The sequence below is a fragment of the Streptomyces sp. NPDC028289 genome (assembly GCF_055565975.1).
The window spans coordinates 567,608-593,409 of record NZ_JBVHTI010000002.1 but is presented as its reverse complement, the minus strand read 5'-3'; the positions used below and the strand labels follow the sequence as shown (position 1 = coordinate 593,409).

Sequence of the window (25,802 nt, the reverse complement as noted above, 5' to 3'; positions counted from 1 at the left end):
AGGTTTTCCTCCACCACACAACCGCATCCGCCGAGAGTACGAAACCGTTTCGTACACTCACACCGCAATCCGTGCGGGACATCCGCACAAGGAGTCATCATGCGCAAGTCCACCGTAGGCGCGGCAGCCGTCGCCTCGGCAGTCATCGCCTCGCTCACCCTCGTCGCGGGAGGAACGGCCACCGCGACCACCACCGGCGCCGGCCCGGCCGCGGCACACAGCACCTCCGGGAAGGGGCTGAACCAGACCAACCTCCCGGTCGCCGTCGACCCGGCCGCGGACCTCACCGCCAATCCCGACCGGGTCAACGAGTCCTGGTACGTCACCGCACACGTGACCGCCGGCGGCCACCGCTACGGATTTCTGGCCCACTACCTGAGCGCCGGTGACGCCAAGCAAGGACGCGCCGCCTCAGCTGTGTCGATCACCGACGAGGACACCGGCTGGTACACCAGGTCGGAGGCCACCCTCCCGGCCCGGGCGGGTCTGTCCGACAGGCAGGGCGTGGACATCCACACCGACAACATCACCTGGACCGGCGACGCCAAGGAACAGACGCTGCGCGCCAAGGTCCCCGAGGGGACCATCGACGTCACCTTCCGCCCCCGCGGCAACGTCCTCTACAACATGGGGACCGGCTACTTCCCCATGTTCGGCGACGCCAAGTACCCGAACTACGAGTACGCCCTCCCCACCATGGACACCTCCGGCACGCTGACCCTCAAGGGCCATTCCGAAAAGGTCCGCGGGCAGTCCTGGCTGGACCGCCAGTGGGGCCCCCTTCCCAACGTCGCCGCCGGCGAGGCCTCCTGGGGCTGGATGAACCTCAACCTGTCCAACGGCGACAAGGTCAGCCTCTGGAAGACGGAGGACAGCAAGGAGAACACCTGGGCGACCGTCCTGAAGCCCGACGGCACGCAGACCGTCGCCGAGGCGACCCTCACGCCCGACACCGCCACCCTCTGGACCAGCCCGACCACCGGCAAGAGCTATCCCACCCGCTGGAAGATCACCATCCCGGGCGAGCACGCCAAGCTCAACGTCAAGACCTACGCCGACGACCAGGAACTGGTGATCACCGGGCCCCGCTACGAAGGCGGCGCCGCCATCTCCGGCACCTACGACCACCGCCCGGTCACCGGCACCACCTACATCGAGGTCGCCCCCTCGAAGCAACCGTGACCTCCACCTGACCGCACGAGCCACGTCGTCGGTGTTCTCGGCGCCGCCCCTCAGGGACGGCGCCGAGATTCTTCAGGTGGGCCCCCGGACCCCTGGTCGGTGACCATGTCCGCGCAAGGGGTCGGCGTCGAGATGGGGCAGCAGCCCGCCTGTGCGCGCGACGAGGTCACGATCCCCTGGTTTGCCGGGCGCGTGATCCGTGCGCGAAAAGTCGCGTCTCGATGTGGCCGACCGCGCGTCCCACGGCGTCGGCCACGTCCCGTACCCGGGCCGGCGGCATGCGACTGATCGGTGCCGCGACTCCCACGCTGCCGATCGGCTGCCCGAACAGGTCGCGGATCGGCACGCCCACCCCGGCGACACCGACCGTGATCTGGTCCTCGATGTGGGCGAAGCCCTGGCGTCGGGTTCGAGCGACGAGCTCGTCGAGAGTCTGTTCGGTGATCCCCCAGTCGTGCTCGATCTGCTCCACGACGTCCCGCAGCACGTCGTCGCGTTCCGGTTGCTCGATGGCCGCGAGGATGGCGAGACCGGCGGCGCCCACACCGAGCGGACGGCGGCTGCCGATGCGCAGGGTGACGACCTGGATCGGCGCCGGGCCGCTTTCGACTTCCAGACAGACGGCTTCCGACCCGCTGCGCATCATGAGGAAGACGGTGTCGCCCAGTTCGGTCGCGAGCGTGATCAGGGCGGGACGGCTCCGGCCCCGGATGTCGAACTGCTGCGCGGCGGCGACACCGAGCTCGAAGGCAAGCGGTCCGAGGGAGTACATGCCGTCGGGCGAGTCCTGGTGCACCAGATGAGCTTCGCGGAGCTGGCTCAGGACTCGGTGGGCGGACGAGTGGGGCAGGCCGCATCGCTGGGCGATCTGGGTCAGCGCGAGACCGCCGGGCCCGGCGCTCGCGAGAGCCTTCAGTACGACGACTCCACGCTTGAGCGAGCCCACGGCTCCTGTCTGCGGCATGGTCCGGATAGTGGATCGGCTGAACGTCGGAAGTCAAGGGCGGTGGCGCGACAGGGCAGTGGCCACGCGAAAGAGGGGAAGGAACCGTCTTTCCGATAAACGGAAACTGCTCCTGACACCTGCGCGACCGGTCTCTTCAATGGGGCGCGAAGCCGAACGACTGGGGAAGGACCGCACAGTGAAGCTGGGCAGTTTGGTTGAAGGAGGCCGTGACGGCACTCTCGTCGTCCTCGATCGCACGCTGACCCGTGCCGTACCGGCGACCGGGATCGCGCCGACGCTCCAGGCCGCGCTCGAGAACTGGACCGAGGTGGAGGAGCCGCTGCGGAAGCTGAGCGAGGCCCTCGACGGGGACGGCGTCACCGGCGCCCTGCGCGTCGCCGACCTCGAGATGGCGAGTCCGCTTCCCAGGAGCCACCAGTTCCTCGACGGCTCCGGCTACCTCGACCACATGCGCAAGGCGCGGGCCGCCCGAGGCGCGGACATGCCGCCGAACTGGGAGACGGAGCCCCTGATGTACCAGGGCCTGTCCGACCGTTTCCTCAAGGCCCGGGACGAGATGGTGATCCCCGAGGAGGAGCTCGGTCTCGACTACGAGGCCGAGATCGCGGTGGTGCTCGACGACGTCCCGATGGGCACCTCCGTCGAGGAGGCGGCGGCCCACATCAAGCTGTTCGTCCTGCTCAACGACTACACGCTGCGGACCCTGACGCAGAGCGAGCTTCCCAAGGGCTTCGGGTTCCTCCAGGCGAAGCCGACCAACGGGTTCGCTGTCGCGGCGGTGACCCCCGACGAGCTCGGCGCCCGGTGGGACGGTGAGCGCGTCCACCTGCGGGTGCGGACCAGCCGCAACGGATCGGTCGTCGGCGAACCCGACTCGGGCACCGGCATGTACTTCACGTACCCGCAGTTCATCGCCCACGCCGCTCGTACGCGCGACCTCGCCGCGGGCACCATCCTCGGTGCGGGCGCGGTCTCCAACGAGGGCGCCGAGAGCGGGCACGGATGTCTCGCCGAGGTGCGCATCTGGGAGACCGCGACCTACGGCGCCGTACGCACCCCCTGGCTCCTTCATGGCGACGTGCTCGAGATGGAGGCCTTCGCCGACGGAGAGTCGGTCTTCGGCCCGCTCGAGCACCGCATCACCGCGCTGAACAAGACGGGCGAGCCCGCGGGCGAGCGGCGATGAAACGGTACGACGTGGTGATCGCGGGCATGGGCCCGACCGGGGTCACTCTCGCCAACCTCCTTGCGCGCAGAGGGTGGAGGGTCCTGATAGCGGACCCCGCGCACGAGGTCTACCCGCTCCCCCGGGCGATCACCGCCGATCACGAGGTGATGAGAACCTTCCAGGCCATCGGCGTCGCCGATGAGGTCGCCCAGGAGTGCGTCCCTCATCCGGGATCGGACTACCTCGGCGTCGACGGCGGGCTCATCAAGACGTTCTACCCGGCTCCGCCTCCGCACCCGCTGGGCTGGGAAGCCAACTTCCTCTTCTACCAGCCGAGGCTCGAAGCCCGGTTGAGGCGGGAGCTGGAGCGCTACCCGAACGTCGAACAACGACCGGGGACCTCGCTGGTCGACGCGGCCGAGAACGCGGACTCCGTCGTGGTCGTCCTGGAGCGCGACGGAGAGACGGAACGCGTCGAGGCGGAGTTCCTGGTCGGCTGCGACGGCGCGAGGAGCCGGACCCGCTCACTCGTCGAGCCCACGATCACCGATCTCGATTTCGACGAGTGGTGGGTGATCGTCGACGCCAACCTCGTCGCCGACACCGACCTTCCCCCCAGGGCCACGCAGTACTGCCGGCCCTCCCGGCCGGGCTCCTTCATCATCGGACCGGGCTCGCTCCGGCGCTGGGAGATCAAGGTGCTTCCGTCGGAGGACCCCCAGGACTTCAAAGACCATGCCGTGCTGAGAAGGGTCCTGTCCCGTTTCGTCGATGTCGACGCTCTCGAGATCGCACGGGTCGCCGTCTACAGGTTCCACGCTCTGGTCGCCGACAACTGGCGACGCGGACGCATCCTGCTCGCCGGCGACGCGGCTCATCAGATGCCGCCCTTTCTCGGGCAGGGCATGTGCTCCGGAATCCGGGATGCGGCCGGGCTCGCCTGGAAACTCGACGCCGTCGCCAAGCGCGGCTGGCCCGAACACGTGCTGGACACCTACGAGGCGGAGATGCGTCCGCACGTGGCCGAGGTCGTCGGGCTCGCGAAGTCGTTCGGCGAGATCATCGGCGAGCTCGATCCGGACCGCGCGAGGGCTCGGGACGCCCGGCTCCGTGAGGCACGCCGGCTGCGTCCGGACCCCACACGGCAGCAGGTCATACCGCCGCTGTCGGCAGGGCTGATCGCGTCGCCGCCGAACGTGGCGGCCGGCACCCAGTTCCCCCAGCCGTGGGTGAGGGACGCGAGCGGTGACCGGGTCCGCCTCGACGAGGTACTCGGCGACTGGTTCGCCGTAGTGAGCATCGAGAACGACGACGCCTCCCGGGCCGGCGCAGGCGACGGCTCCGGGCGGTTCTTCGAGAGCGCGTGCCGGGCACTCGGTGCCCGACACGTGGCCGTCAGGAGACCGACCGGTGGTGAGAACGGCCGTACGGCGTCCAGGGCGGGGGACGCGGCGGTGACGGAGGTCGTCGACCTCGACGGCACCCTCGTGGACTGGGCCTCCCGGCTGGGGATCTCCTGGGCGGTCGTTCGGCCGGACCGTTACGTCTACGGCACGGCCACCTCGCAGGGCGCGGCCCTCGGGCTCGTGGAGGAGCTGTGCCTGCGGGGAGAGGTGCTCGCGTCCGAGCCGGTCGTCGAACGGCACTGAGCGCTCCGCTGGAAGAACAGTGACAAACATGCGGGCCGGTGAGGACCGGTCGCGCCCACACGGCGGAGCCGCACATCGATACAGCCCCGCGCCCCTTACGGGGCGAGGAACAGCTGAGGCGTCTCCCGTCCCCTCCCCTTCGCCCACACCGATCCTCGACTCCCCCGTCCCCTCCCGCTCTGCCGACGAACCGGCCGTGAAAGGAACCGACATGGCTGTCATTCACCCCACCGCCACCGAGGCGCTGCACGATCTGCTGTCCGACGGGATGACCCTGGCCGTAGGCGGGTTCGGCCTGAGCGGCATACCTGACGACCTGATCGCGGCGGTCCGCGCGTCGGGCGTCCGGGATCTCACCGTCATCTCCAACAACATGGGGGTGGACGGGATCGGCCTCGGCGTCCTCATCGAGGGCGGTCAGGTCCGCAAGGTCATCGCCTCCTACGTGGGTGAGAACAAGCTCTTCGCGCAGCAGTACCTCGACGGAGTGCTCGACGTGGAGTTCAACCCGCAGGGCACCCTGGCCGAACGGCTCCGCGCGGGCGGCGCCGGGATCCCCGCCTTCTACACCCGCACGGGGGTGGGCACCGAGGTCGCGGCGGGCAAGAGGACCGAGGCCTTCGACGGAGTCGAGTACGTGCTGGAACGGGGCCTGGTCGCCGACCTCGCGCTGGTGCGCGCCCACCGCGCGGACACCGCAGGCAACCTCGTCTACCGCTACACCGCCCGCAACTTCAACCCGGTCGTCGCGACGGCCGGCCGGGTCACCGTGGCCGAGGTCGACGAGGTGGTCGAGGAGGGCGAGATCCATCCCGACCACGTGGTCACGCCGAGCATCTACGTGCAGCGCGTCGTACGGACGTCGAGCCGGGTCAAGCACATCGAACAACGCACCACGCGGCAGCGGACCGAGACGTCCGCGTGAGCGTGTACCGCGCAAGCCGCGCAAGAAGAAGAGCCGCGTGCGAAGAAGAGGAGCTGTCATGACATGGTCCCGCGACGAGATGGCCGCCATCGCCGCCTCCGAACTGACAGACGGTGCCTACGTCAACCTCGGCATCGGCATCCCCACTCTGGTCGCCAACCACCTCCCCGAGGGCGTGAAGGTCACCCTCCAGAGTGAGAACGGCCTCCTGGGCATGGGCCCGTTCCCCTACGAGGGGGACGAGGACGCCGACTTGATCAACGCCGGCAAGCAGACGGTCACCGTGCTGCCCGGCGGCAGCATCTTCGACTCGGCCGCCTCCTTCGCGATGATCCGCGGCGGACACGTCGACCTCACGATCCTCGGAGCCATGCAGGTGTCGGGCTCCGGAGACCTCGCCAACTGGAGCATCCCGGGATCCGTCGTCAAGGGCATGGGCGGAGCCATGGACCTGGTCGCGGGCGCGCGCCGCGTGATCGCCCTGACGACCCACCTCGCCAAGGACGGATCCTCCAAGATCGTCCGCGAGTGCACCCTCCCGCTGACCGGTGTCGGCGTGGTGGACCGTGTCATCACCGACCTCGCCGTCCTCGACGTCGTCGAGGGCGGCCTGGTGCTGGCCCGGACCGCCCCGGGGGTGACGGTCGACGAGCTCCGTGCCACCACCGAGGCCGAGTTCACCGTCGGCTCCGCGTACGAGGCGGCTGCCTGATGGCTCTCGCCCAGACCTTCGGAACCGACATCGTCATCTCCGGTTGGGGGCACACGCGCTTCGGCTCACTGCGCGACCAGTCCCTCGAAGACCTCGTCGTCGCCGCCGCCCGCGACGCGATCGCCGCCGCGGGGATCGACGCCGGGGACGTCGACGAGATCTGGTTCGGCCAGTTCAACTCGGGCCTTTGGCCACTGGCCTTCGCCTCGTCCCTGGCCCTCCAGATCTCCGACGGCCTGTTCGGCGTACCCGCCACCCGGGTCGAGAACGCCTGCGCCTCCGGCTCGGCGGCCGTCCACGGCGGAATCAAGTCCCTCCTCGCGGGCACCGCCCGGACCGTCCTGGTGATCGGCGCCGAGAAGATGTCCCACGCCCCGGCGGAGCAGGTCGGCGCCGCCCTGCTCGGGGCCGACTACGAACTCGCCGGCCAGGAGTCCCGCACCGGGTTCGCCGGGCTGTTCGCTAAGGTCACCGAGGCTTACCAGCAGCGGTACGGCGACCTGGGCGACGTTCTCGGGCAGATCGCCGCGAAGAACCACCGCAACGGCCTGGCCAATCCGTGGGCCCACCTCCACAAGGAGCTCACTCCCGAGTTCTGTGCCACGACGTCGCCCAGGAACCCCGTCGTCGCGGGTCCGTTGCGGCGCACCGACTGCTCGCCGGTCTCCGACGGCGCGGCGGCCCTCGTCCTCACGACCAGGCCAAGCGGCAGTGCGGCCCAGAGCCCGGTCCGGCTGATCGGCTTCGGCCAGGCGAACGACTTCCTGCCCGCCGGCAAACGCGACCCGGTCGAGTTCGCCGGCAGCGCCGCCGCCTGGAACCGCGCCAAAGGCATGGCCGGCGTGGAACTCGGTGACCTCGACCTGATCGAGCTGCACGACTGCTTCACGATCGCCGAGCTGGTGATGTACGAGGTGCTCGGGATCGCACCTCGGGGGAAGGGGCGCGTCGCGCTCGACGAGGGCACCGTCTTCCGGGGCGGCAGCCTGCCGGTGAACCTCTCCGGAGGGTTGAAGAGCAAGGGCCACCCGGTCGGCGCCACCGGGGTCTCCCAGCACGTGATGGCCGCGATGCAACTGTCCGGCACCGCCGGTGACATGCAACTGCCGGGAGCGCGTCGCGCCGCCGTGCACAACATGGGCGGGCTCGCGGTGGCCAACTACGTCAGCGTCCTGGAGGCGACCTGAGCCCGTCCCAGGCCCCGAACACCTAACGGAGGTACTCATGACCACAGTTGACAGGTCACTCACCGACATCACCGGACCGGCTTCCGCACGCGACCTCGCGTATCTCTCGGGTTTCGGCAACCAGCACGTCACCGAAGCCGTCCCGGGGGCTCTCCCGCAGGGCCGCAACAGCCCGCAGAAGGCACCGCTGGGACTCTACGCCGAGCAGCTGAGCGGCACCTCGTTCACCGCGCCGCGCCAGGACAACCTGCGTACGTGGGTCTACCGCATCCGACCGTCCGCGAAGCACTCCCCGTTCCGGCAGGTCGATGCCGGCGGCCTGACCGCGAGCCCGATCGCGAACGCCGCTCCCTCCCCCAACCGCCTGCGGTGGGACCCCTACGAATTCCCCGCCGAGCCGAAGACGTTCGTCGAGTCGCTGTTCACCATCGGCGGCAACGGCGATGTACGCGCGCAGTCGGGTGTCGCCATCCACATGTACGCCGCGGCCAGGTCGATGGACCGCGAGTACTTCGTCAACAGCGACGGCGAAATGCTGATCGTCCCGCAGCAGGGCGGTCTGCGCGTCGCCACGGAGCTCGGCGTCCTCGCGGTCTCTCCCGGCGAGATCCTCGTCCTCCCCCGGGGCCTCCGCTTCAAGGTGGAGCTGCCCGACGGTGTGGCTCGCGGGTACGTCCTGGAGAACTACGGCCAGATATTCAGGCTGCCCGAACTCGGCCCGATCGGTGCCAACGGCCTGGCCAACCACCGGGACTTCCTGTACCCGACGGCGGCCTTCGAGGACCGGGACGAGGAGGTGCAGGTCTTCAACAAGTACCTCGGCAACCTGTGGGTCTCCGACTACGACCACTCCCCCCTCGACGTCGTCGGATGGCACGGCAGCCTCGCGCCCTACAAGTACGACCTGAGCAACTTCATGGTGATCGGCACGATCTCGTTCGACCATCCGGACCCGTCGATCTACACCGTGCTGACGTCGCCCAGCGGAATCCCCGGGACGGCGAACGCCGACTTCGCGATCTTCCCGGACCGCTGGCTCGTCGCGGAGAACACCTTCCGTCCGCCGTGGTTCCACCGCAACGTCATGAGCGAGTTCGTGGGGCTCGTGCACGGCACCTACGACGCGAAGGCCGAAGGCTTCCTCCCCGGCGGCGCCAGCCTGCACAACTGCTTCGCCTCGCACGGCCCCGACCGTGAGACCTATGAGACCGCCAGCACGGCAGAGCTCAAGCCGCGCAAGATCGACAACGGGCTCACGTTCCTGTTCGAGACCCGGCTGCCCCTCATCCCGACCTCTGCCGCCCTCGCGTTGCCGACGCTTCAGGAGGACTACGACGCGGTCTGGGACGGCCTCCAGCGTCACTTCCAGGGCTGACACCGCCGTACGACACATCTTCCGGCCCGCATCCCATGGCGGGCCGGAAGCACGTGTGTGAAGCCACCAGCTCGGGACGGACAGTCAGTGTCGCCGGCTGCCCGGCATCGTCAATGGCTCTCGCGCCACTTGTCGAACTCCTGCTTCCAGCGACCAGTAGGAGGGAACAGCCTCTCGACGGGATTCCCTTCCGCGATCCGCTCTGCCACCCAGGCGTCCTGTTTCTCCTGGTCGGCCGCGGCGTCGGCCACCTCTTCGACGAGGTGTGCCGGGATGACGACGACACCGTCGTCGTCTCCGACCATGATGTCCCCGGGCTGGACCGCCACTCCCCCGCACGTGATCGTCGTGTCCGTCTCCCAGGGGACGTGACGGCGGCCGAGGACCGCGGGGTGAAGCGACTGGGTGAAGGTCGGCAGGCCGATGCCGACGACAGCGGCCGAGTCCCGAACACCTCCGTCGCTGACGATTCCGGCAGCGCCGAGCACCTTGGCGCGCAGGGCGAGAACATCGCCGAACGTCCCCGTGGAGGGATCCTGGCGCGCCTCGATCACCAGCACGTCGCCGGCCCGGAGATCGTCGAAGGCTCGTTTCTGGGCGTTGTAACCGGATCCGTACTCATCGGAGAGGTCGGGCCGGTAGGCGACGAAGCGGAGCGTTCGAGCAGGGCCGACGAGCTTGCCGCCCGGCACGCGGGAGTGGACGCCGTCGATCGACATGTCCGGGTAGCCCCGTCGGCGCAGTTCCGCGCTGATCGTGGCAACGGCAGTGTGCGTCAGCTTGTCCCGCACTCCGATGTCCAACGTGGCTCGGGTGCCCTTCACGACGTGCCTCCTCCCGTGTAGGCGGACATCAACCGCTCACTGCCCCGCGCCAGCAGATCGACGTCGGCGCCGACGAGGATGAAGTCGGCACCCGCTTCGATATAGCGCTGGGCGAGGGCGGGGGCGAACGCATTCACCCCGACCTTCCTTCCGGCACGCTTCGCAGCCGTGATGCAGGTGGTGACGGCGTGTACCACATCTGGGTGATCCTGCCGACCCAACAACCCCATGGATGCCGCCAGATCGGACGGGCCGACGAAGACGCCGTCGATGCCGGGCGTGGTGGCGATCTCCACGATGTTCTTCACCGCGGTATCGGACTCGACCTGCACGTACACCGAGAGCGTTTCCCGGGCCTGTCCCAGGTAGTCCGGCACCCGGTTCCAGCGCGACCCGCGGGCCAGCGCACTGCCGACGCCCCGGATCCCCTCCGGCGGATAGGTGACGGCTCGTGCCACTTCCCTGGCCTGCGCACCGTCGTCGATCATCGGAATCAGCAGGTTCTGCACGCCGAGGTCGAGATACTGCTTGATCGTGACCGGGTCGGCGCTGGGGGGCCGTACCACCGGGGTGATCGGGTAGGCGTGGGTTGCCTGCAGCTGGGCCAGCAGCGTCATGAGGTCGCCGGGGCTGTGCTCCGTGTCGATGAGCAGCCAGTCGAGGCCGCTGCCGGCGCAGATCTCGGCGACAAGGGGACTGCCGCTGCACACCCACATCCCCACCAGTGGCCGGTCCGCGTCGGCGAGTACCGAAGCGAATGTCGGGTCTAGACGAAGCGGCATGTGACCGCCCCCAGGTTCCCGTAGTCGGCATGGATCGTGTCACCGCGCTCGACCCACAGGGGACGGATGAAGGATCCCGAGAGAACGATGTGACCGGCGCTGAGCGTCGTGCCGTGCTGGAACAGCTTGTTCGCCAGCCACGCGACTCCGTTGGCGGGGTTGCCCAGCACGCCGGCGGCGAGGCCGGTCTCCTCGATGGTCTGGTTGCGGTAGAGGAGCGCGCCGACGCGCCGCAGGTCGATGTCGCCGACGGACACGGGACGACCGCCGACCACCATGGCTCCCAAGGCCGCGTTGTCGCTGATCGTGTCGACGATGGTTCGTCCCGCCAGCTCGATGTGGGAGTTGAGGATCTCGATCGCCGGTACGACGTACTTGGTTGCGGCGAGAACGTCGACGACCGTGCAGCGCGGTCCCGTGAGGGGCCGACTCAGCACGAAGGCCAGTTCGACCTCGACTCGCACGTTGGAGAAGTCGTCGTGCGGGATGTCGACACCGCTCTCCAGCACCATGTCGTCGAAGATGACGCCGTAGTCGGGCTCGGAGATGCCGGTCGCCTCCTGCATCGCCCGGGACGTCAGGCCGATCTTGTGTCCGACGACGGTATGCCCTTCCTCTTCACGCCGCCGCGACCACAGCCCCTGCACGGCGTAGGCATCCTCGACCGTCATTCCCGGGTTGCGGGCCGCCAGCAGAGGCACCACCGTGCGACTGTGACCCGCCTTGGCCAACTCGTCGGCGATCTCCTCGATGCGCGCATGTTCGAGCATGTACCCTCCCAGCCAATCGTGAGCTAATATCGTATATGATTACAGCTACGAAGCCATGCATGATGCTGGGGGCTCTGGTGATCAACCCACTCCGCGATCAGCCTTCGAAGATGGTGGCCGTCCACCTCAACTACCGAAGTCGCGCCGATCAGCGCGGCAGGACGCCCGCGTTCCCGTCGTACTTCCTCAAGGCGCCATCCACGCTGGCGCCCTCCGACTCCGTACTCGGCGTGCCCGCCGACTGTGAACTCCTCGCCTACGAGGGAGAGATCGCCCTCGTCGTCGGAGCCGAAGCGCACCGCGTCAGCCGTGACACCGCATGGCAACACGTCGGCGGGGTGACGGCGGCGAACGACTTCGGCCTGTACGACCTGCGCTATGCCGACCCCGGGTCGAACGTCCACTCCAAGGGCCTCGACGGATGCACCCCGATCGGTCCCTCAATCCTGGACGCGGCCCAGCTCGACCCATCGAGCCTGCACCTCCAGACCTACGTGAACGGTCGGCTGGAGCAGGACGCGCGAGTCGCGGACGACATGATCTTCGACTTCGCCTATGTGATCGCAGATCTGTCACGGTTCATGACGCTCCAGCCGGGTGACGTGATCCTGACCGGCACACCGGCCGGCTCCTCCGTCGCACAGCCCGGGGACGTGGTCGAGGTCGAGGTGTCCGGCATCCACGTGAACGGACTGCGCACGTCGACCGGCCGCCTGCGCACGTCGATCGTCAAGGACGACTACCACGTCGGGCCACTACTGCCGACTCCACAGGCCGACGCGGCCGCGAAGGCGGCGGCGTACGGGCACCCAGCCCCCAAGGCCACGGGCGCCACCCCGCGCGGGTAGCCGCCGTCCCCTGCTGCCGGACCGACACCATGTCAACCCACGGAAGCGAAGGACTCACCCAGGTGACTGCGCCGTACGAGGCCCCCGGCACCATCAAACGAATGCTGTTCGCCACGTGGGCGCTGTGGAACTCACTCACCCCCGAGCAGCGCGCCATCGCCACCTATCCCATGTCCGATCCCCGACGCCTCGACTGGGACTTCATCCCGAAGCCCGACCGCACCGGGATCGCGATCTCGGCGCTGCACGGGCACCAACGAACGCTGGCCCAGAACCTGCTGGCTTCAGGGCTGAGCACACGGGGCTACAGCCAGGCACTGCAGATCATGGCCATGGAGAACATGCTGCGCGAGAAGGAGGTCCATGAGCGCGGCCTCGGAGTCATCGCGGGCGACTTCCGCGATCCCGACAACTACTCCTTCTCGTTCTTCGGCCGCCCAGGCTTCGAGGACACTTGGGGCTGGAGAGTCCTCGGTCATCACCTCTCCCTGAGCTACACGATCATCGGTCAGCGCTACCTGACGGTCACACCGTGCAACATGGGTGCGCAGCCGGTTCCCTCGGGAGTCTTCCACCCGCTCAGGGACGACGAGGAACTCGCCTTCGAACTGCTGCACTGCATGTCGGACGCCCACCGCAAGGCGACGTTGATCCACGATGTGGCTCCCGCCGACTACGTCACCCGGCAGGTGCCCCGCGTCGGCCGCGTCGAACTGCCCGACCACGTCGACCTGGGCATCCCGAGCTACCGCATCTCGGACGCGGACCGGGAGGCGCTCAAGTTCGAGGCCGACCGGCCGCGCGGGGTGGCCGCGAGAGACCTGGACAGCCGGGGGTCCGCGCTGGTCAAGGACCTCGTCCGGACCTACGTCGGCCGCATCCCCGACGAACTGGCCGACACCTATCTCCGCACGCTCGACGGTACGAACGACGACAAGATCTTCTTCTGTTGGGCGGGCGGGACCGAGCACGGAACGTCGCACTACTACCGCATCCAGACCGACACGTTGCTCATCGAGTTCGACAACGCGATCGACAGCGGCAACCACATCCACTCGGTCTGGCGGGACTACCACAACGACCTGGGACACACGTTGCTGATCGACCATTACGAACAGTCGAAGAACAGCGATCACCATCTGTCCCGCCGGACTCGCTCCACCGTGCCCGCGGAGGGATGACATGCTGAGGGACGCCGGTCCCCCGCCTGCCAGCCGGCCGTGCCCCATGTACGTTCCAGACCAGACCCACCGGCGAGGATGAACCGATGCCTTCCCCCGATGCACAGACGACTCGCCTGTCGAAGTCACAGCTGGTCTACCGCGCACTTCGCGAGCGCATCATGGACGGCACCTACAGCCCGGGGTACCGTCTGGTCCTCGAACAACTGGCTCGTGAGTTCTCGGTCAGCGCCGTCCCGGTACGCGAGGCGGTGCGGCTCCTGGAAGCCGAGGGCCATGTCACCTTCGAGCGGAACGTCGGCGCCCGGGTCGCGATCGACGAGACGAAGTACGAGACGGCGGCGGAAGCGCTTGCGGTGGTCGACGGTGCCGCCGTCGGCCTCAGTGGTCCGCTCCTCACCGAGGACGACCTCGAGGCGGCCCGCGAGGTGAACGAGAAGATGCGCCGGAGCCGCGAATCCTTCGACCCGGTCGGCTTCGCCAGGCTGAACGGCGAGTTCCACGCCATCCTGCGCAGCAGGTGCCCGAACACCGACCTGCTGAACATGGTCGACAGGCAGTTGCAACTCCTCGACCGGATCAGAAGGTCCCCCTTCGACTTCGTACCGGCACGCTCGCTCCAGTCGGTCGAGGAACACGAGGAGTTGCTGGCGCTCATCGAACGGGGTACGGAACCGGACAAGGTCGAGCGCTACGCGCGGCAGCACAGGCTGAACACCTTGCAGGCGTTCATCGAGCAGCGCAGGCAAAGCGCCGAGTGAGCGCGCGCCTTACACGCGGGCGGCCAGTGCCAGGAGGCGCCGTGCGCGTTCCATGACGGGTCTGTCGACCATCTGGCCGCCGACAGTGGTGACGGAGTCACCGGCCTGGAGGACGGTGCGGGCCCAGCGCAGTTCGTCCGCGGTGGGGGCGAATCCGTCGGTCACGTACGAGAGTTGGTACGGGTGGATGCAGAGCTTGCCTGTGAAGCCCAGGCGTCGGGCGTGGGCGATGTCCGAGCCGAGGGCTTCCCTGTCCCGTACGGCTGTGGTGACGCCGTCGATCGGCGGGCTGATGCCCGCGGCGGCCGAGGAGAGGACCAGGCTGGAGCGGGCGTAGGTCAGTGCCGCATGGTCGTCGTGGGCGACGCCGAGTTGGGCGGCGAGGTCGACGTTGCCGAAGGCCGCCCGGACGACACCGGATGTGGCGCACACCTCGCGGGCCCGCTGGACGCCGAGGGCCGTCTCGATGAGCGGCACGAGGGCACACCGTCCGGCCGTACGGGCGGCGAGCCGTGTGAGTAGCGTCGGATCCTCGGCCTTGGGCACCATCACTGGGCAGCCGTGGTCGGCGGCCATGGCAAGGTCGCTCTCGGACCAGGGCGTGCCGAGCGGGTTGAGGCGTATGACCGCCTGGTTGCCAAGGGCGAGCCAGCCGGCGGCGTTGCTCCGGGCGCGGTCCTTGTCCTCGGGGGCGACGGCGTCCTCCAGGTCGATGATGACCAGGTCGGCACCGGAAGAGGCCGCCTTGTCGAAGCGGTCGGGCCGGTGTCCCGGGACGAACAGCAGGCTGGTCGCGGTGGCGATCCGGTCGTGGGGTGCGGTCATGCGAAGGTCACCTCGGCGGTGGCGTGCCGGTCCTCCCGGTGGGTGGCGATGTGCAGTTCGGTGCGGTCGTCCCCGGGGGTGCCGCAGGCGACGATGTGTTCGCCGGCGAACACCGGCCGCCGGAGCCGGTAGGAGAGCGAGCGCACGGGCCGGTCGGGAGCAAGGCGTCGGGGCAGTTCGAGCATGAGCAGGGCGAGCAGAGGGCCGTGGACGACGACGCCGGGGTAGCCCTCCTCGTCCCGGCAGTACGGGGCGTCGTAGTGGATGCGGTGGGCGTTCGCGGTCAGGGCGCTGAACCGGAACAGCAGGGTGGGATCCGGGCGCAGCGGAATCCGCCACGGGCTGTCGGGGTGGGGGGAAGCGGATGCGTCGATGCCGGCCGGGTGCTGTCCCGCCGTGCGTCCGGACCGGTAGACGATGTCCTGTTCCTCCACCAGGCAGACACGGCCGTGCTGGCGGAACTCACGGCGTTCGGTGACGAACAGCATCTCTCCGGTGCGGCCCTGCTTGGCGGTCACCGCGGCGAGGCTGCTGGTCCGCTCGGCCGGCTCGCCCAGGCGCAGCGGCCGGGCGATCTCGCAGCGGCCGCCCGCCCACATGCGCTGCCGTCGCGGGACGGGCGGCAGGAAGAGGCCGTCGACGGGGTGGCCGTCGACGCCGAGATCCCGCCCGGCGGGCCAGCTGAGGAAGTACAGCCAGTGCCACAGCGGGGGAAGCGGATCCCCGGTCTTCGCGACCGTGTCGGGTAGGTCCAGAACCGCCGAGAGGGCGGCCACCGGCCCGGTGGGCAGGGGGTCTTCGTCGGTGACGGGCCCGGGAGTCCAGGACTCCACGTATGAGTCAAGTGGGGGCGGAGGGGGCTGCATCGTCGGTGTGTCCTCTGTCCTCTGTCCTCTGTCCTTGTCGGCCACCGCGAGTTCTCTCAGCGGAGGACGAAGGGGTTGCCGGTGGGGGCGCCGGTGTTGATCCATACGGTCTTGTCCTCCAGGTAGGAGGTGAGTGCGGCGATGCCGTTCTCGCGGCCGATGCCGGAGTCCTTGAAGCCGCCGAAGGGAGCCAGGTAGCTGACCACGCGGTAGGTGTTGACCCAGACGGTGCCGGAGCGGATGCGGTCGGCCATGCGGAAGGCGCGGCCGATGTCGCTCGTCCACACGCCGGCGCCGAGGCCGTAGCGGCTGTCGTTGGCGATCTCGACGGCCTCGTCCTCGTCCTTGAAGGGGATGACGGACAGGACGGGGCCGAAGATCTCTTCCTGGGCGATGCGCATGCCGTTGCTCACGCCGGTGAAGACGGTGGGTTCGACGAACCAGCCGCCACGGTCGGCGGCCTTGCCGCCGAGGGCGAGTCGGGCGCCTTCCTGCTGCGCGATGTCGATGTAGTCGAGGACCTTGGCGTACTGGGTGGGGGTGGTGATGGGGCCGACCTGGGTGGCCTCGTCCATGGGATCGCCCATGCGTGCGGTGCGCGCCAGCTCCACGAGCCTGTCCACGACTTCGCCGTGCACATCCTCCTGCACCAGAAGCCGGGAGCCGGCGATGCAGGTCTGCCCGGTGGCGGCGAAGATGCCGGAGACGGCGCCGTTGACCGCGGCATCGAGGTCGGCGTCGGCGAAGACGATGTTGGGGGACTTGCCGCCGAGTTCGAGGCTGACGTGCTTGAAGTCGCGGGCGGCGGCCTCGTTGATACGACGGCCCGTGGCGTCCGAGCCGGTGAAGCTGACCTTGCGGACCAGCGGGTGCTCGACGAGTGCGGCGCCGACGTCCCGGCCGAAACCGGTGACGACGTTGAACACGCCGGGCGGCAGCCCCGCATCGTGGAAGAGCCGGGCCAGTTCGAGAGTGGAGGCGGAGGTGAACTCCGACGGTTTCACCACCACCGTGCAGCCCGCGGCGAGGGCCGGAGCGATCTTCCAGGCCAGCAGCAGAAGCGGGGAGTTCCAGGGCGTGATGACGGCGACGACCCCGACGGGCTCCTTCTTCGTGAAGGCGAAGTAGCCCTTCTTGTCCAGCGGCGGGACAGTGCCCTCGACCTTGTCGGCGAGCCCGCCGTAGTAGTGGAACCACTGGGGGACGTAGGCGACCTGCCCGTGCATCTCCGTGAACAGCTTGCCGTTGTCGCGGACTTCGAGCTCGGCAAGGTGTCGGGCGTTCGAGGCGATGGCGTCGCCGAGCCGACGCAGCAGGGCGCCGCGGGCGCTGGCGGTCAGTTCGGCCCAGGGGCCGGCGTGCAGGGCGTGATGGGCGGCGCGGACCGCGTCGTCGACGTCCTGGGGTGTGGCCTTGGCGATCTCGGCCCACTGGGTGCCCAGGTAGGGGTTGTCGGTGGGGAACCACTCACCGCCGGCGGCCTCGCGGCTCTCCCCGTCGATGAACAACTCGTAGCGCTGCATGGAAGGGGGGTCCTGTCGGCTAGAAGTCGGCTCACATCACACAGCATCATGAGTGCTGATAGCCAAGGTTGAACAATAGAAAGCCGTGATGGTCGCATGCTCCGCATGCATGCATGCGGAGCATCGCCGCAGGGGCACCCTGGACCTGGGCGAGTCACTCTCCCGCGGCAGGGGCGTCGTCTCCCCGGACCTGGACCTGGACCTGGACCTGGGCCGAGGGCCATCTGCCCTGAGCCACGGCGGAGTTGATCTGGTGGACCAGCTCCCGTGCGACGACCTCCACGGCGGGCGGGGTGCGCCCGAACCGCGGCGTACCGAGGACGACGGAGCGCCACACGTCGGGCTCGCTCAGCGGCGCGGCGCTCAGCGCGCCCCGAGCGACGTCCTCGGCGATGCCCACTCCGGGCAGGACGGTCCAGCCGTGTCCCGCCTGGACGAGTTGCTTCTGCACCCGCATGGAATTGGTCTGCACGGCGACGTCTACGGCGGCCCCGGACCGCACCGCGGCCGCGTCGATCAGCCGGCGGAGCGCGTGCCCCGAGGTGGGCATGACGAGCGGGTGCTTCGCCGCCTCCGGAAACGGCACGGGACGGTCGGCCCGGAGGCAGGCCGACGGCGGCGCGACCGCCCACAATCGCTCCCGCAGCAGCGGATGCGCGCTGAGCGAAGGCGTGCTGTCCAGGTTGTAGAGCAGGGTCAGGTCGAGGTCGCCGTCGTCGAGCCACTGCTGCAGATGCCCGGAGTAGGCCGTCATCAGGCGGAGTTCGACGCCGGGGTGGTCACGGGCGACCGCGGTCACGAGTGGCTCGGCCAGCAGGTCGCTGGTGCTCTCCAGCAGCCCGACGGTGACGATGCCGGTCACCACGCCCGGGGTCGGCTGTACCTCGGCGCGGGCCCGCTCCAGCTCGTTCAGGGCACGCTGGGCCCGGTCGACCATGATCGCCCCGGCCTCGGTGGGCCGCATGCCCGTCCTGGTCCGTTCGAAGAGGGCGATGCCCAGTTCCTGCTCCAGGGTGCGGATCTGCCGGGTGACCGCGGGCTGCACCAGGTGCAGCAGCTCCGCGGCGCGCGTGACACTGCCCACCTCGGCGACCGTGACGACCGCCCTGAGTTGCTTGAGGTCCAAGACGTCGTTCTTCCTTCCGCTGCCATCCGAAGCACGCATGGGGACATGACGTATTGGTATTTCACCTTCGCCGTCATGAGTGTTCATGATGGCACCCCGGCATGGGACCCACACCCTCCTGGAGGTCACCTCATGACCGAGCCCCCCGCGGCACCGCCGCTCTCCGGCATCACCGTCGTCAGCGTCGAACAGGCGGTGGCCGCCCCGTTCGCCACCCGCCAGCTGGCCGACCTCGGCGCACGGGTGATCAAGGTGGAGCGGCCCGGCGGGGGTGACTTCGCCCGTCGGTACGACACCACGGTGCACGGCGAGTCCAGCTACTTCGTGTGGCTCAACCGCTCCAAGGAGTCGGTGACGCTGGACCTGAAGACAGACACCGGCCGCGCGATCCTGGAGCGACTGCTCGCCGACGCCGATGTGTTCGTGCAGAACCTGGCCCCGGGCGCGGCCGCCCGGATGGGCCTGGGCGCCGAGGCCCTCGCGGAACGCTTCCCCTCCCTCATCCCCTGCTCGATCTCCGGCTACGGCTCCACCGGCCCGTGGGCCGACCGCAAGGCGTACGACCTGCTGGTGCAGTGCCAGACCGGGTTGGTCTCCCTCACCGGCAACGAGCACGGTTCGGCACGGGTCGGTGTGTCGATCGCCGACATCGCGGCCGGCATGTACGCCTACTCGGGCATCCTCACCGCCCTGTTCACCCGGGCCACCACGGGTGTCGCCCGTGCCGTGGAGGTCTCGCTGTTCGAGGCGCTGGCCGAGTGGATGAGTCAACCCGCCTACTACACCCGTTACGGCGGCACCCAGCCCCCACGCCTGGGCACCCAGCACGCCACCATCGCCCCCTACGGCTCCTACACCGCCGCCGACGGCAAGGCCGTGCTGTTCTCCGTCCAGAACGAGCGCGAATGGGCCGCCCTGTGCGGGCGGTTCCTGGACCAGCCCGGGCTCGTCACCGATCCGCGTTTCGCCACGGGCTCGGCCCGGGTGGCCCACCGTGAGCAGTTGAACGCGATCGTGGCCGAGCGTTTCGGCGAACTGGACAGCGACGAGGTGACGAAGCTGCTGGACGCGGCGGGCATCGCCAACGCCGGCGTCAACGACTTGACCGACTTCCTGGCACACCCGGTGCTCAGCGGCAGGGACCGCTGGAGGGACGTACGGATTCCCGGAGGAGCCGCGGTGTCCGCGCTGCTGCCGCCGGTGGTTCTGGCCGGCACGGCCCCGCGCATGGACGCCGTCCCCGGCGCCGGGCAGCACACCGACACGATCCTGGCCGGCCTGGGATACAGCCCGGCCGACATCGACGGCCTGAAGGCCGAGCACGTCATCTGAACCGCGCTTCGCCACCCGAGCCTGTCACTTCAGCAAGGAGCATCGCCGCATGGGCATCCTGGACATCCTGTCCGAGGACGAACAACTCGTCGTCCGTACCGTGCACGACTTCGTCGACAGGGAAGTTAAGCCCGTCGTCCGGCAGTTGGAGCATGCCGACACCTACCCCGAGGCCCTCGTCGAGCAGATGAAGGCCCTCGGGATCTTCGGTCTCGCCGTCCCCGAGGAGTACGGCGGCACCCCGGTCTCCACCCCCTGTTACGTCCTGGTCACCGAGGAGCTGGCCCGTGGCTGGATGAGCCTGGCCGGAGCGATGGGCGGCCACACCGTGGTCGCCAAGCTGCTGCTGCACTTCGGCACGGAGGAGCAGAGGCGCCGGTATCTGCCGAGGATGGCCACCGGCGAGATCCGCGCGACCATGGCCCTGACCGAACCGGGCGGCGGCTCGGACCTGCAGTCCCTGCGCACCGTCGCCCGCAAGGGCGCCGACGGCGGATACGTGGTCAGCGGGACGAAGACCTGGATCACCAACTCGCGGCGCTCCGGGCTCATCGCCCTGCTGTGCAAGACCGACCCGGACGCCACTCCGGCGCACAGGGGCATCTCGATCCTGCTCGCGGAGCACGGTCCGGGCCTGACCGTCTCCCGTGACCTGCCCAAGCTCGGCTACAAGGGCGTGGAGAGCTGCGAGCTGTCCTTCGAGGACTACCGGGCGCCGGACGACGCGCTGCTCGGCGGTGTCGAGGGCAAGGGCTTCGCGCAGATGATGAAGGGCCTGGAGACCGGACGCCTCCAGGTCGCCTCCCGCGCGCTCGGGGTCGGCCGTGCGGCGCTGGAGGACGCCCTCGCCTACGCCCAGGAACGCGAGTCGTTCGGCAAGCCGATCTGGAAGCACCAGTCCATCGGCAACTACCTGGCCGACATGGCGACTTCACTGACAGCGGCGCGACACCTCACCCTGTACGCGGCACGGGAGGCGGACGAGGGCCGCCGCGTGGACATGGAGGCGGGCATGGCCAAGCTCTTCGCCTCCGAGACGGCGATGCAGATCGCGCTCAACGCCGTGCGCATCCACGGCGGTTATGGCTACTCCACCGAGTTCGACGTCGAACGGTACTTCCGTGACGCCCCGTTGATGATCGTCGGCGAGGGGACGAACGAGATCCAGCGCAACGTCATCGCGAGCCAGCTCGTCAAGCGCGGAGGGCTGGACGGCTGACGCGGCAGGTCTTCGAGGAACCGGACCTGTGATCCGCCACGGCAGCCCGCCGAATGCTTGACACTTCAGAACCGAATTGAAATATTTACTTAAGGTCATTTAAACATGTCTCAATGGGGTCTACGAGGCCTCTGAGGCCGTCTACGCCACGGAACCCGTCGTCCGGAAGACGGTCGGCTCCGAATCACGAGCAGGATCACCCAGCTTCCATGTGATCGAAAGTTGGCTCCAATGACATCCGCATCCGCACAGTACGGTTCCGCCTTCACCGAAGGCGTCGCCCAAGCCGACGGCCACCCCATCCGGTACTTCCGCGCCGGCTCCGGCGACACCCTCGTCGTCATCCACAGCGCCGTCGGTATCCGCTTCACCCCCATGCTCGACCGCCTCGCCGAGCAGTACGACGTCATCCTCTTCGCACTGCCCGGCTGGGGCGACGAGCCCGACGGCGGCCGCGAGCTGACACTCACGGAACTGGCCGACACCGTCCACCAGGCGACCCAGAACCTCGGGCTCAAGAGCTTCCACCTGCTCGGAAGCACGCTGGGCGGCGACGTCGCCCTCAACATCGCCCTCGATCACCCGGAACGGGTGGCCTCTCTTGTCCTCGACACACCGGGCACGTTCCACGAAGGGGCCGAACCCTCACCGGGAAACATCACACCTGAGGAAGCCCTTGCCAAGGTTCGCGTCCACCCCGAGCGGGAGCCGGTCTTCGTACCGCCTCACCCCGACTCCCAGGCTCGGATGTTCGCGTTGATCTCCAGGCTCCAGGGAGCGAACCCCGACTACTCGAAGCAGATCACCGAACGTCTGCCTGAACTTTCTGTTCGCACGCTGGTGGTGTTCGGCGAGAAGGACGGCTTGATCCCACCCCAGAACGGACGCACTTTCGCCCGTCTCATGCCCGACTGCAGCTTCGTCCTCCTTCACGATGCCGCGCACGACGTGCAGGGCGACCGCGCCGAGGATCTGGGCGCCCTCGTGGCCGACTTCCTCGCTCACGGATCGGACTTCCAGCTTCCCCCGGACGCCACCCTCGTCACCCCGTGAGTCACGCCATAGCGCCATGAAAGTGGGCGGTCAGCTCGGAATCCCGAACTGACCGCCTACTTCGCTGCCTGGCCCCGGGCGCTCCGGTGGCAAAGGCGACGCCCGCACGTCGAGTACGGAACGTCGCCAGTCCTGTCACTGATCAGGCCGCCACTTCACAGACGGGCGCGGTCACAGACCGGGGGGCACAACAAGTGCCGTGCCCATCCACTGCAGCTCCGGCGGCGCGCCGATGAGTTCGTGACCGATGTCCGCCAGCTGACTGCGGCTGATCACCGCGTGCTGACAACCGGAGATGGCGTCGCGGATGATGCGCTGAAGAGTTCCGGCGCGCAGTGCGGTGCCTCCGCCCTTGTTGAACGCCCACAGGGCGACATCCCGACAGATGTCGTGCATGTGCACGCTGGCGCCGGCGAGCAGACTGGTCTGCCGACGGCTGAGGGGCTCCCCACGTGCAGCCGAGGCGTCGACCTCGGCGAAGACTTCGGCCCCGAACGCGCGAGCGGAGCGGTAGGCGAGTTCGAAGTCCGCGTACTCGGTGCGGAAGACCGGGTTGTCCGCGAGCCGGGTCGCTCCGGGCTTGGGGTCACGGCTCGCGAAGGCGGCGATCTCGTCGAGGAGTCGACGGGTGGTGCCGGACGCCCACGTCTGGCGCCCGAGATGAACCACTGCCAGCAAGCCGGCGGCGACGTCGGGGAACAGCGGCACGGCGTGGTGATCCGGAACGAAGTAATCGGTCACGGTGAAGTCGACGGAGCCGGTGCCACGGAGCCCGATCGTGTCCCAGTTACCCCGGAGGGTGGTCTCCGAGGCCGGTACGAGGAACATGAACGGCGGGCCGGGGACGGGCTGGTCGCCGTCGAAGGCCAGGGAGTTGCACAATACGTAGTCTGCGTTCGGAAGCCCGCTGCAGTACGAGTAGGACGCGGTGAGCCGGTAGCCGCCCTCGACCCGGACGGCGCGCCCGCTGGGGTAGGCGGTCGCGGAGAAGTTCGGAACCCCGTCGGCGAAGAGTGTTTTCTCGACGGCTTTGTCGAAGAACGCCGACAGGAAGCCGACGCCCGCGAAGATTCCTCCGGTCCAGCTGATCGACCCGTCGATGTAGGCGAACTGTTCGAGGACCTGGGCCGCGTCGCCGGGAGACAACGCCAGGCCACCCAGGTCCTTGCTGACGAACATCCAGCCGAGGCCGCTGTCTCGCAGCAACTCCATCGTGCGGTCCGTGAGCTTGCCCGCGTCGTCACAGGCCGGGCCTTCGGCCTGGAGGTCGTCGGCCATCGTGTCCAGGGCGGCGAGCAATCGGTCGCGGCCGGCGGCGGAGTCGGTGCCGGCTACATCGGCCACGTCAGTTGTGGTGGTCATGGGAACCTCGATCCGTGAGAACGGTGCTGTCAGGGCGAGAACCGCGGGAACGGTCCTCCTGTGTTCGGCTCGGCCGAACCTTTCTGTGATGCGATCTGAAAAACGTGCCCGCACGGTGTTCCGGGGGGCGCATTCCCGGCCGGGCAGGAGATCCGCCAGGCCGTCAAGGGTGCGGAGGAGCAAGCGTTACGAGGGCAGCAGCACCAACCGCCCCCGCACCCCGCCCTCCGCGAACCGGGCGTGCGCCTTGGCCGCGTCGTCCAGGGCGTAGGTCCCGGCCACCCGAGGGGTCAGCACCCCTTCGTCGGCGAGCCGGACCAGCTCGGCCAGGCTCGCTCCGTCGGCGTTCACCTCGACACCACTGATCCGCACGCCACGCTCCGCCGGCGGCAGCAGGTGTGGCAGGAGGCCGACGAAGGCGCCGCCGTCCCGCACCCATGCGAGGGCCTTTTCACCGAGGACCGCCGCGTCGAGGACCGCGTCGACGCTCTTCGGCTCCCCACTCGTGACGTGCGCCGCCCCCAGCGACCGTACGAACTCCTCGTCGCCTTCCCGCGCCTGGCCCGTCACCACGAGCCCGCGGCGGGCGGCGAGCTGCACGGCGTAGGCGCCGACCGCGCCCGCGGCGCCGGTCACCAGGACCGACTGTCCCTCCGTCAGCTCCAGGAGGTCCAGGGCCTGGAGCGCGGTCAGTGTGTTCAGCGGCAGAGTCGCGGCGTGCGCCGAGTCCACCGTCGTGGGCGCCTCGGCGACGGCGTCCGCGGGTACGACGACGTATTCGGCATGGGTGCCCAGCGGCTTGACCAGGCCGAAGAGGAGCGCAACGACGTTGTCTCCGACCTTCCAGTCACTCTGCTCGCCGACCGCGTCGATCGTCCCGGCGACGTCCCACCCGAGCCCTATCCGCTGTCCCCCTCCCCCGTAGACCCCGGACCGCGCCGCGACGTCACACGGGTTCAGCGCGGCCGCGGCCACCTTGATCCGCACTTCCCGCGCCCCCGGCTCGGGCACCTCGGTGTCCACGACCTCCACGACCTCGGGTCCGCCGAAGCTGTTCACTACTGCAGCACGCATGGCATGTCTCCTGAAATCATTGATCACTCGTCTGAAGCGGCGGTGGTTGTGGGGTGCTGCCAGGCCCGGAGTTCGGGCATGACGTGTTCGGCGAACAGGTCCATGGAGTGGCGGACCGCGGCCGTGTCCATGAACACCTGGCGGAAGGACAGGGCGAGGTTCGTGTTGCGTGCCGACCGGACCCGCCGGAGCAGCGACTCGGCCACCTGGTCCGGTGTGCCGACGTGGTACGGGATCGGTGAGTCGGCGGCCCAGTCGCGCAGTCGGTCGGGTGCGGGCACGTCGAGTCTGCCGCCGGTGAATTCCAGCCCGACCCATTCGTGGCCGGCGAGGAAGGTGAGCCAGTGGTGGACTCCGCGGGCGGCCTCGGCCCACGCCCGGTCCTCGTCGTCGGCGACGTGCACCATGGACAGGAGCCCCGACCCATGGTCGGCGGGGTTGTGCCCGTGGGCGCGCAACTCGCTGTCGAACAGCTCCATGAGCTGCGGACCGAACGCGGAGGCGCCGGCGACGTTCAGTCCTCGGCGCGCGACGCGCTTCACTCCTACGGGACCGCTGGCGGCGACCCAGACCGGCAGCCTCTCCTGCAGCGGTTTGGTGGTCATCCGCACGCCGGGGAAGGTGAAGTACTTGCCCGCATGGCTGAACTCGTCCTCGGTGAAACACTTGAGGATGACGTCGAGCCCTTCGAAGAGCCGCCCGAAGCGTTCGGCGGCGTCGACGTCGTAGGAGCGGAACTCCTCGTAGAACGACCCGGCGCCCACGGTGAGTTCGAACCGGCCCCCGGAGAGGATGTCGAGCACCGCGGCGTCCTCGGCCACCCGGAGCGGATGGTGGTAGGGCAGCACGGTCACATGGGTGCCGATACGGATCCCGCTGGTCCGTTGCGCCACCGCGGCCAGTACCGGGAAGAGTCCGGGCGTCGCCTGGTCCCAGGCGAAGTGGTGTTCGCCGGCCCAGGCGTGGGTGAACCCGAGCCGCTCGGCGTGTACGACGTCGTCGATGTGGTCCTGGTAGACCTGCCGCAGGCTGCGCTGCTCCTCGGGGTGACGGCGGATGTTGAACAGGAAACCGACGTCCATCGCGGTTCT

Annotated in this window: 24 protein-coding genes; 13 read left to right on the top strand and 11 right to left on the bottom strand. The window is 68.9% G+C overall.

Translation table 11 applies throughout. From position 1 onward, the window contains the following. The first annotated feature begins 99 nt into the window (after window positions 1-99). Window positions 100-1,182: a lipocalin family protein gene (locus ACZ4UV_RS10595; RefSeq protein ID WP_388915872.1), complete on the top strand. Its 1,083-nt coding sequence runs from the start codon at window positions 100-102 to the stop codon at window positions 1,180-1,182. A gap of 166 nt (window positions 1,183-1,348) precedes the next feature. Here the strand turns inward: ACZ4UV_RS10595 and ACZ4UV_RS10590 are convergent, their stop codons facing one another. Further along, window positions 1,349-2,146: an IclR family transcriptional regulator gene (locus tag ACZ4UV_RS10590; RefSeq protein WP_451021175.1), complete on the bottom strand. Its 798-nt coding sequence runs from the start codon at window positions 2,144-2,146 to the stop codon at window positions 1,349-1,351. A 178-nt stretch (window positions 2,147-2,324) separates the two neighbouring features. Here ACZ4UV_RS10590 and ACZ4UV_RS10585 point away from each other — a divergent pair, with 178 nt between their 5' ends. The 6 genes from ACZ4UV_RS10585 (at window position 2,325) to hmgA (ending at window position 9,165) form a co-directional block, all read left to right on the top strand. After that, the gene (locus ACZ4UV_RS10585; RefSeq protein ID WP_451021174.1) at window positions 2,325-3,335 is read left to right on the top strand and encodes a fumarylacetoacetate hydrolase family protein; all 1,011 of its coding nucleotides are present in this window, start codon (window positions 2,325-2,327) and stop codon (window positions 3,333-3,335) included. Continuing rightward, window positions 3,332-4,966 carry a bifunctional 3-(3-hydroxy-phenyl)propionate/3-hydroxycinnamic acid hydroxylase gene (locus ACZ4UV_RS10580; protein ID WP_467837348.1) on the top strand — a complete coding sequence of 545 codons (1,635 nt, stop codon included), beginning with the start codon at window positions 3,332-3,334 and terminating at the stop codon, window positions 4,964-4,966. The genes ACZ4UV_RS10585 and ACZ4UV_RS10580 overlap by 4 nt, the downstream gene beginning before the upstream one ends. 211 nt (window positions 4,967-5,177) lie before the next feature. Further along, the gene (locus ACZ4UV_RS10575; protein ID WP_467837346.1) at window positions 5,178-5,891 is read left to right on the top strand and encodes a CoA transferase subunit A; all 714 of its coding nucleotides are present in this window, start codon (window positions 5,178-5,180) and stop codon (window positions 5,889-5,891) included. A 58-nt stretch (window positions 5,892-5,949) separates the two neighbouring features. Then, window positions 5,950-6,603 (top strand): CoA transferase subunit B, encoded by a 654-nt coding sequence (locus ACZ4UV_RS10570; protein ID WP_316769148.1) that lies wholly within the window; start codon window positions 5,950-5,952, stop codon window positions 6,601-6,603. Further along, complete coding sequence (locus ACZ4UV_RS10565) at window positions 6,603-7,790, top strand: thiolase domain-containing protein (RefSeq protein ID WP_467837344.1); 1,188 nt, start codon at window positions 6,603-6,605, stop codon at window positions 7,788-7,790. Before ACZ4UV_RS10570 ends, ACZ4UV_RS10565 begins: the two co-directional genes overlap by 1 nt. A gap of 37 nt (window positions 7,791-7,827) precedes the next feature. Next, on the top strand, window positions 7,828-9,165 hold the full coding sequence (gene hmgA, locus ACZ4UV_RS10560) for a homogentisate 1,2-dioxygenase (protein WP_450898704.1): 1,338 nt from the start codon (window positions 7,828-7,830) through the stop codon (window positions 9,163-9,165). Window positions 9,166-9,275: 110 nt separating this feature from the next. Here the strand turns inward: hmgA and ACZ4UV_RS10555 are convergent, their stop codons facing one another. Genes ACZ4UV_RS10555 through ACZ4UV_RS10545 form a run of 3 tightly spaced genes read right to left on the bottom strand, consistent with a single transcriptional unit; the run spans window position 9,276 to window position 11,541 of the window. Continuing rightward, a complete protein-coding gene (locus tag ACZ4UV_RS10555; protein ID WP_467837342.1) occupies window positions 9,276-9,989 on the bottom strand; it encodes an RraA family protein in 714 nt (237 codons plus the stop codon). Beyond that, a complete protein-coding gene (locus ACZ4UV_RS10550) occupies window positions 9,986-10,771 on the bottom strand; it encodes an HpcH/HpaI aldolase family protein (protein WP_451020381.1) in 786 nt (261 codons plus the stop codon). The genes ACZ4UV_RS10555 and ACZ4UV_RS10550 overlap by 4 nt, the downstream gene beginning before the upstream one ends. Then, window positions 10,756-11,541, bottom strand: a complete 786-nt coding sequence (locus tag ACZ4UV_RS10545; RefSeq protein ID WP_316769157.1) for a fumarylacetoacetate hydrolase family protein — start codon at window positions 11,539-11,541, stop codon at window positions 10,756-10,758. The genes ACZ4UV_RS10550 and ACZ4UV_RS10545 overlap by 16 nt, the downstream gene beginning before the upstream one ends. 110 nt (window positions 11,542-11,651) lie before the next feature. Here ACZ4UV_RS10545 and ACZ4UV_RS10540 point away from each other — a divergent pair, with 110 nt between their 5' ends. The 3 genes from ACZ4UV_RS10540 (at window position 11,652) to ACZ4UV_RS10530 (ending at window position 14,331) form a co-directional block, all read left to right on the top strand. Then, window positions 11,652-12,389, top strand: a complete 738-nt coding sequence (locus ACZ4UV_RS10540) for a fumarylacetoacetate hydrolase family protein (protein ID WP_467837339.1) — start codon at window positions 11,652-11,654, stop codon at window positions 12,387-12,389. A 62-nt stretch (window positions 12,390-12,451) separates the two neighbouring features. Then, complete coding sequence (locus ACZ4UV_RS10535; protein ID WP_467837337.1) at window positions 12,452-13,570, top strand: DUF3500 domain-containing protein; 1,119 nt, start codon at window positions 12,452-12,454, stop codon at window positions 13,568-13,570. A gap of 86 nt (window positions 13,571-13,656) precedes the next feature. Further along, the gene (locus ACZ4UV_RS10530; RefSeq protein ID WP_316769163.1) at window positions 13,657-14,331 is read left to right on the top strand and encodes a GntR family transcriptional regulator; all 675 of its coding nucleotides are present in this window, start codon (window positions 13,657-13,659) and stop codon (window positions 14,329-14,331) included. Window positions 14,332-14,340: 9 nt separating this feature from the next. Here the strand turns inward: ACZ4UV_RS10530 and ACZ4UV_RS10525 are convergent, their stop codons facing one another. The 4 genes from ACZ4UV_RS10525 to ACZ4UV_RS10510 form a co-directional block, all read right to left on the bottom strand. Then, window positions 14,341-15,156 (bottom strand): HpcH/HpaI aldolase/citrate lyase family protein, encoded by an 816-nt coding sequence (locus tag ACZ4UV_RS10525; protein WP_467837335.1) that lies wholly within the window; start codon window positions 15,154-15,156, stop codon window positions 14,341-14,343. Then, window positions 15,153-15,989, bottom strand: a complete 837-nt coding sequence (locus ACZ4UV_RS10520) for an HTD2 family dehydratase (protein ID WP_467837333.1) — start codon at window positions 15,987-15,989, stop codon at window positions 15,153-15,155. Before ACZ4UV_RS10520 ends, ACZ4UV_RS10525 begins: the two co-directional genes overlap by 4 nt. An 89-nt stretch (window positions 15,990-16,078) precedes the next feature. Then, entirely contained in the window at window positions 16,079-17,545 is a 1,467-nt protein-coding gene (locus tag ACZ4UV_RS10515; protein WP_467837331.1) for an aldehyde dehydrogenase, read from the bottom strand. 154 nt (window positions 17,546-17,699) lie between these two features. Next, a complete protein-coding gene (locus tag ACZ4UV_RS10510; RefSeq protein WP_467837329.1) occupies window positions 17,700-18,671 on the bottom strand; it encodes a LysR family transcriptional regulator in 972 nt (323 codons plus the stop codon). A gap of 132 nt (window positions 18,672-18,803) precedes the next feature. Between ACZ4UV_RS10510 and ACZ4UV_RS10505 the strand changes: the two genes are divergently transcribed. The 3 genes from ACZ4UV_RS10505 (at window position 18,804) to ACZ4UV_RS10495 (ending at window position 22,275) form a co-directional block, all read left to right on the top strand. Continuing rightward, the gene (locus ACZ4UV_RS10505) at window positions 18,804-20,003 is read left to right on the top strand and encodes a CaiB/BaiF CoA transferase family protein (protein ID WP_316769174.1); all 1,200 of its coding nucleotides are present in this window, start codon (window positions 18,804-18,806) and stop codon (window positions 20,001-20,003) included. A gap of 49 nt (window positions 20,004-20,052) precedes the next feature. After that, window positions 20,053-21,222 carry an acyl-CoA dehydrogenase family protein gene (locus ACZ4UV_RS10500; RefSeq protein WP_316769175.1) on the top strand — a complete coding sequence of 390 codons (1,170 nt, stop codon included), beginning with the start codon at window positions 20,053-20,055 and terminating at the stop codon, window positions 21,220-21,222. Between the two features lie 231 nt (window positions 21,223-21,453). Beyond that, a complete protein-coding gene (locus ACZ4UV_RS10495; RefSeq protein ID WP_316769177.1) occupies window positions 21,454-22,275 on the top strand; it encodes an alpha/beta fold hydrolase in 822 nt (273 codons plus the stop codon). Between the two features lie 171 nt (window positions 22,276-22,446). Here ACZ4UV_RS10495 and ACZ4UV_RS10490 read toward each other — a convergent pair whose 3' ends face one another. The 3 genes from ACZ4UV_RS10490 to ACZ4UV_RS10480 all read right to left on the bottom strand — a co-directional run bounded on the left by ACZ4UV_RS10490 (window position 22,447) and on the right by ACZ4UV_RS10480 (window position 25,793). Further along, window positions 22,447-23,637: an acyl-CoA dehydrogenase family protein gene (locus ACZ4UV_RS10490; RefSeq protein WP_451017697.1), complete on the bottom strand. Its 1,191-nt coding sequence runs from the start codon at window positions 23,635-23,637 to the stop codon at window positions 22,447-22,449. A gap of 186 nt (window positions 23,638-23,823) precedes the next feature. Next, a complete protein-coding gene (locus ACZ4UV_RS10485; protein ID WP_316769181.1) occupies window positions 23,824-24,711 on the bottom strand; it encodes an NADP-dependent oxidoreductase in 888 nt (295 codons plus the stop codon). Window positions 24,712-24,734: 23 nt separating this feature from the next. After that, window positions 24,735-25,793: an LLM class flavin-dependent oxidoreductase gene (locus ACZ4UV_RS10480; protein WP_467837324.1), complete on the bottom strand. Its 1,059-nt coding sequence runs from the start codon at window positions 25,791-25,793 to the stop codon at window positions 24,735-24,737. Between the last annotated feature and the right edge of the window lie 9 nt (window positions 25,794-25,802).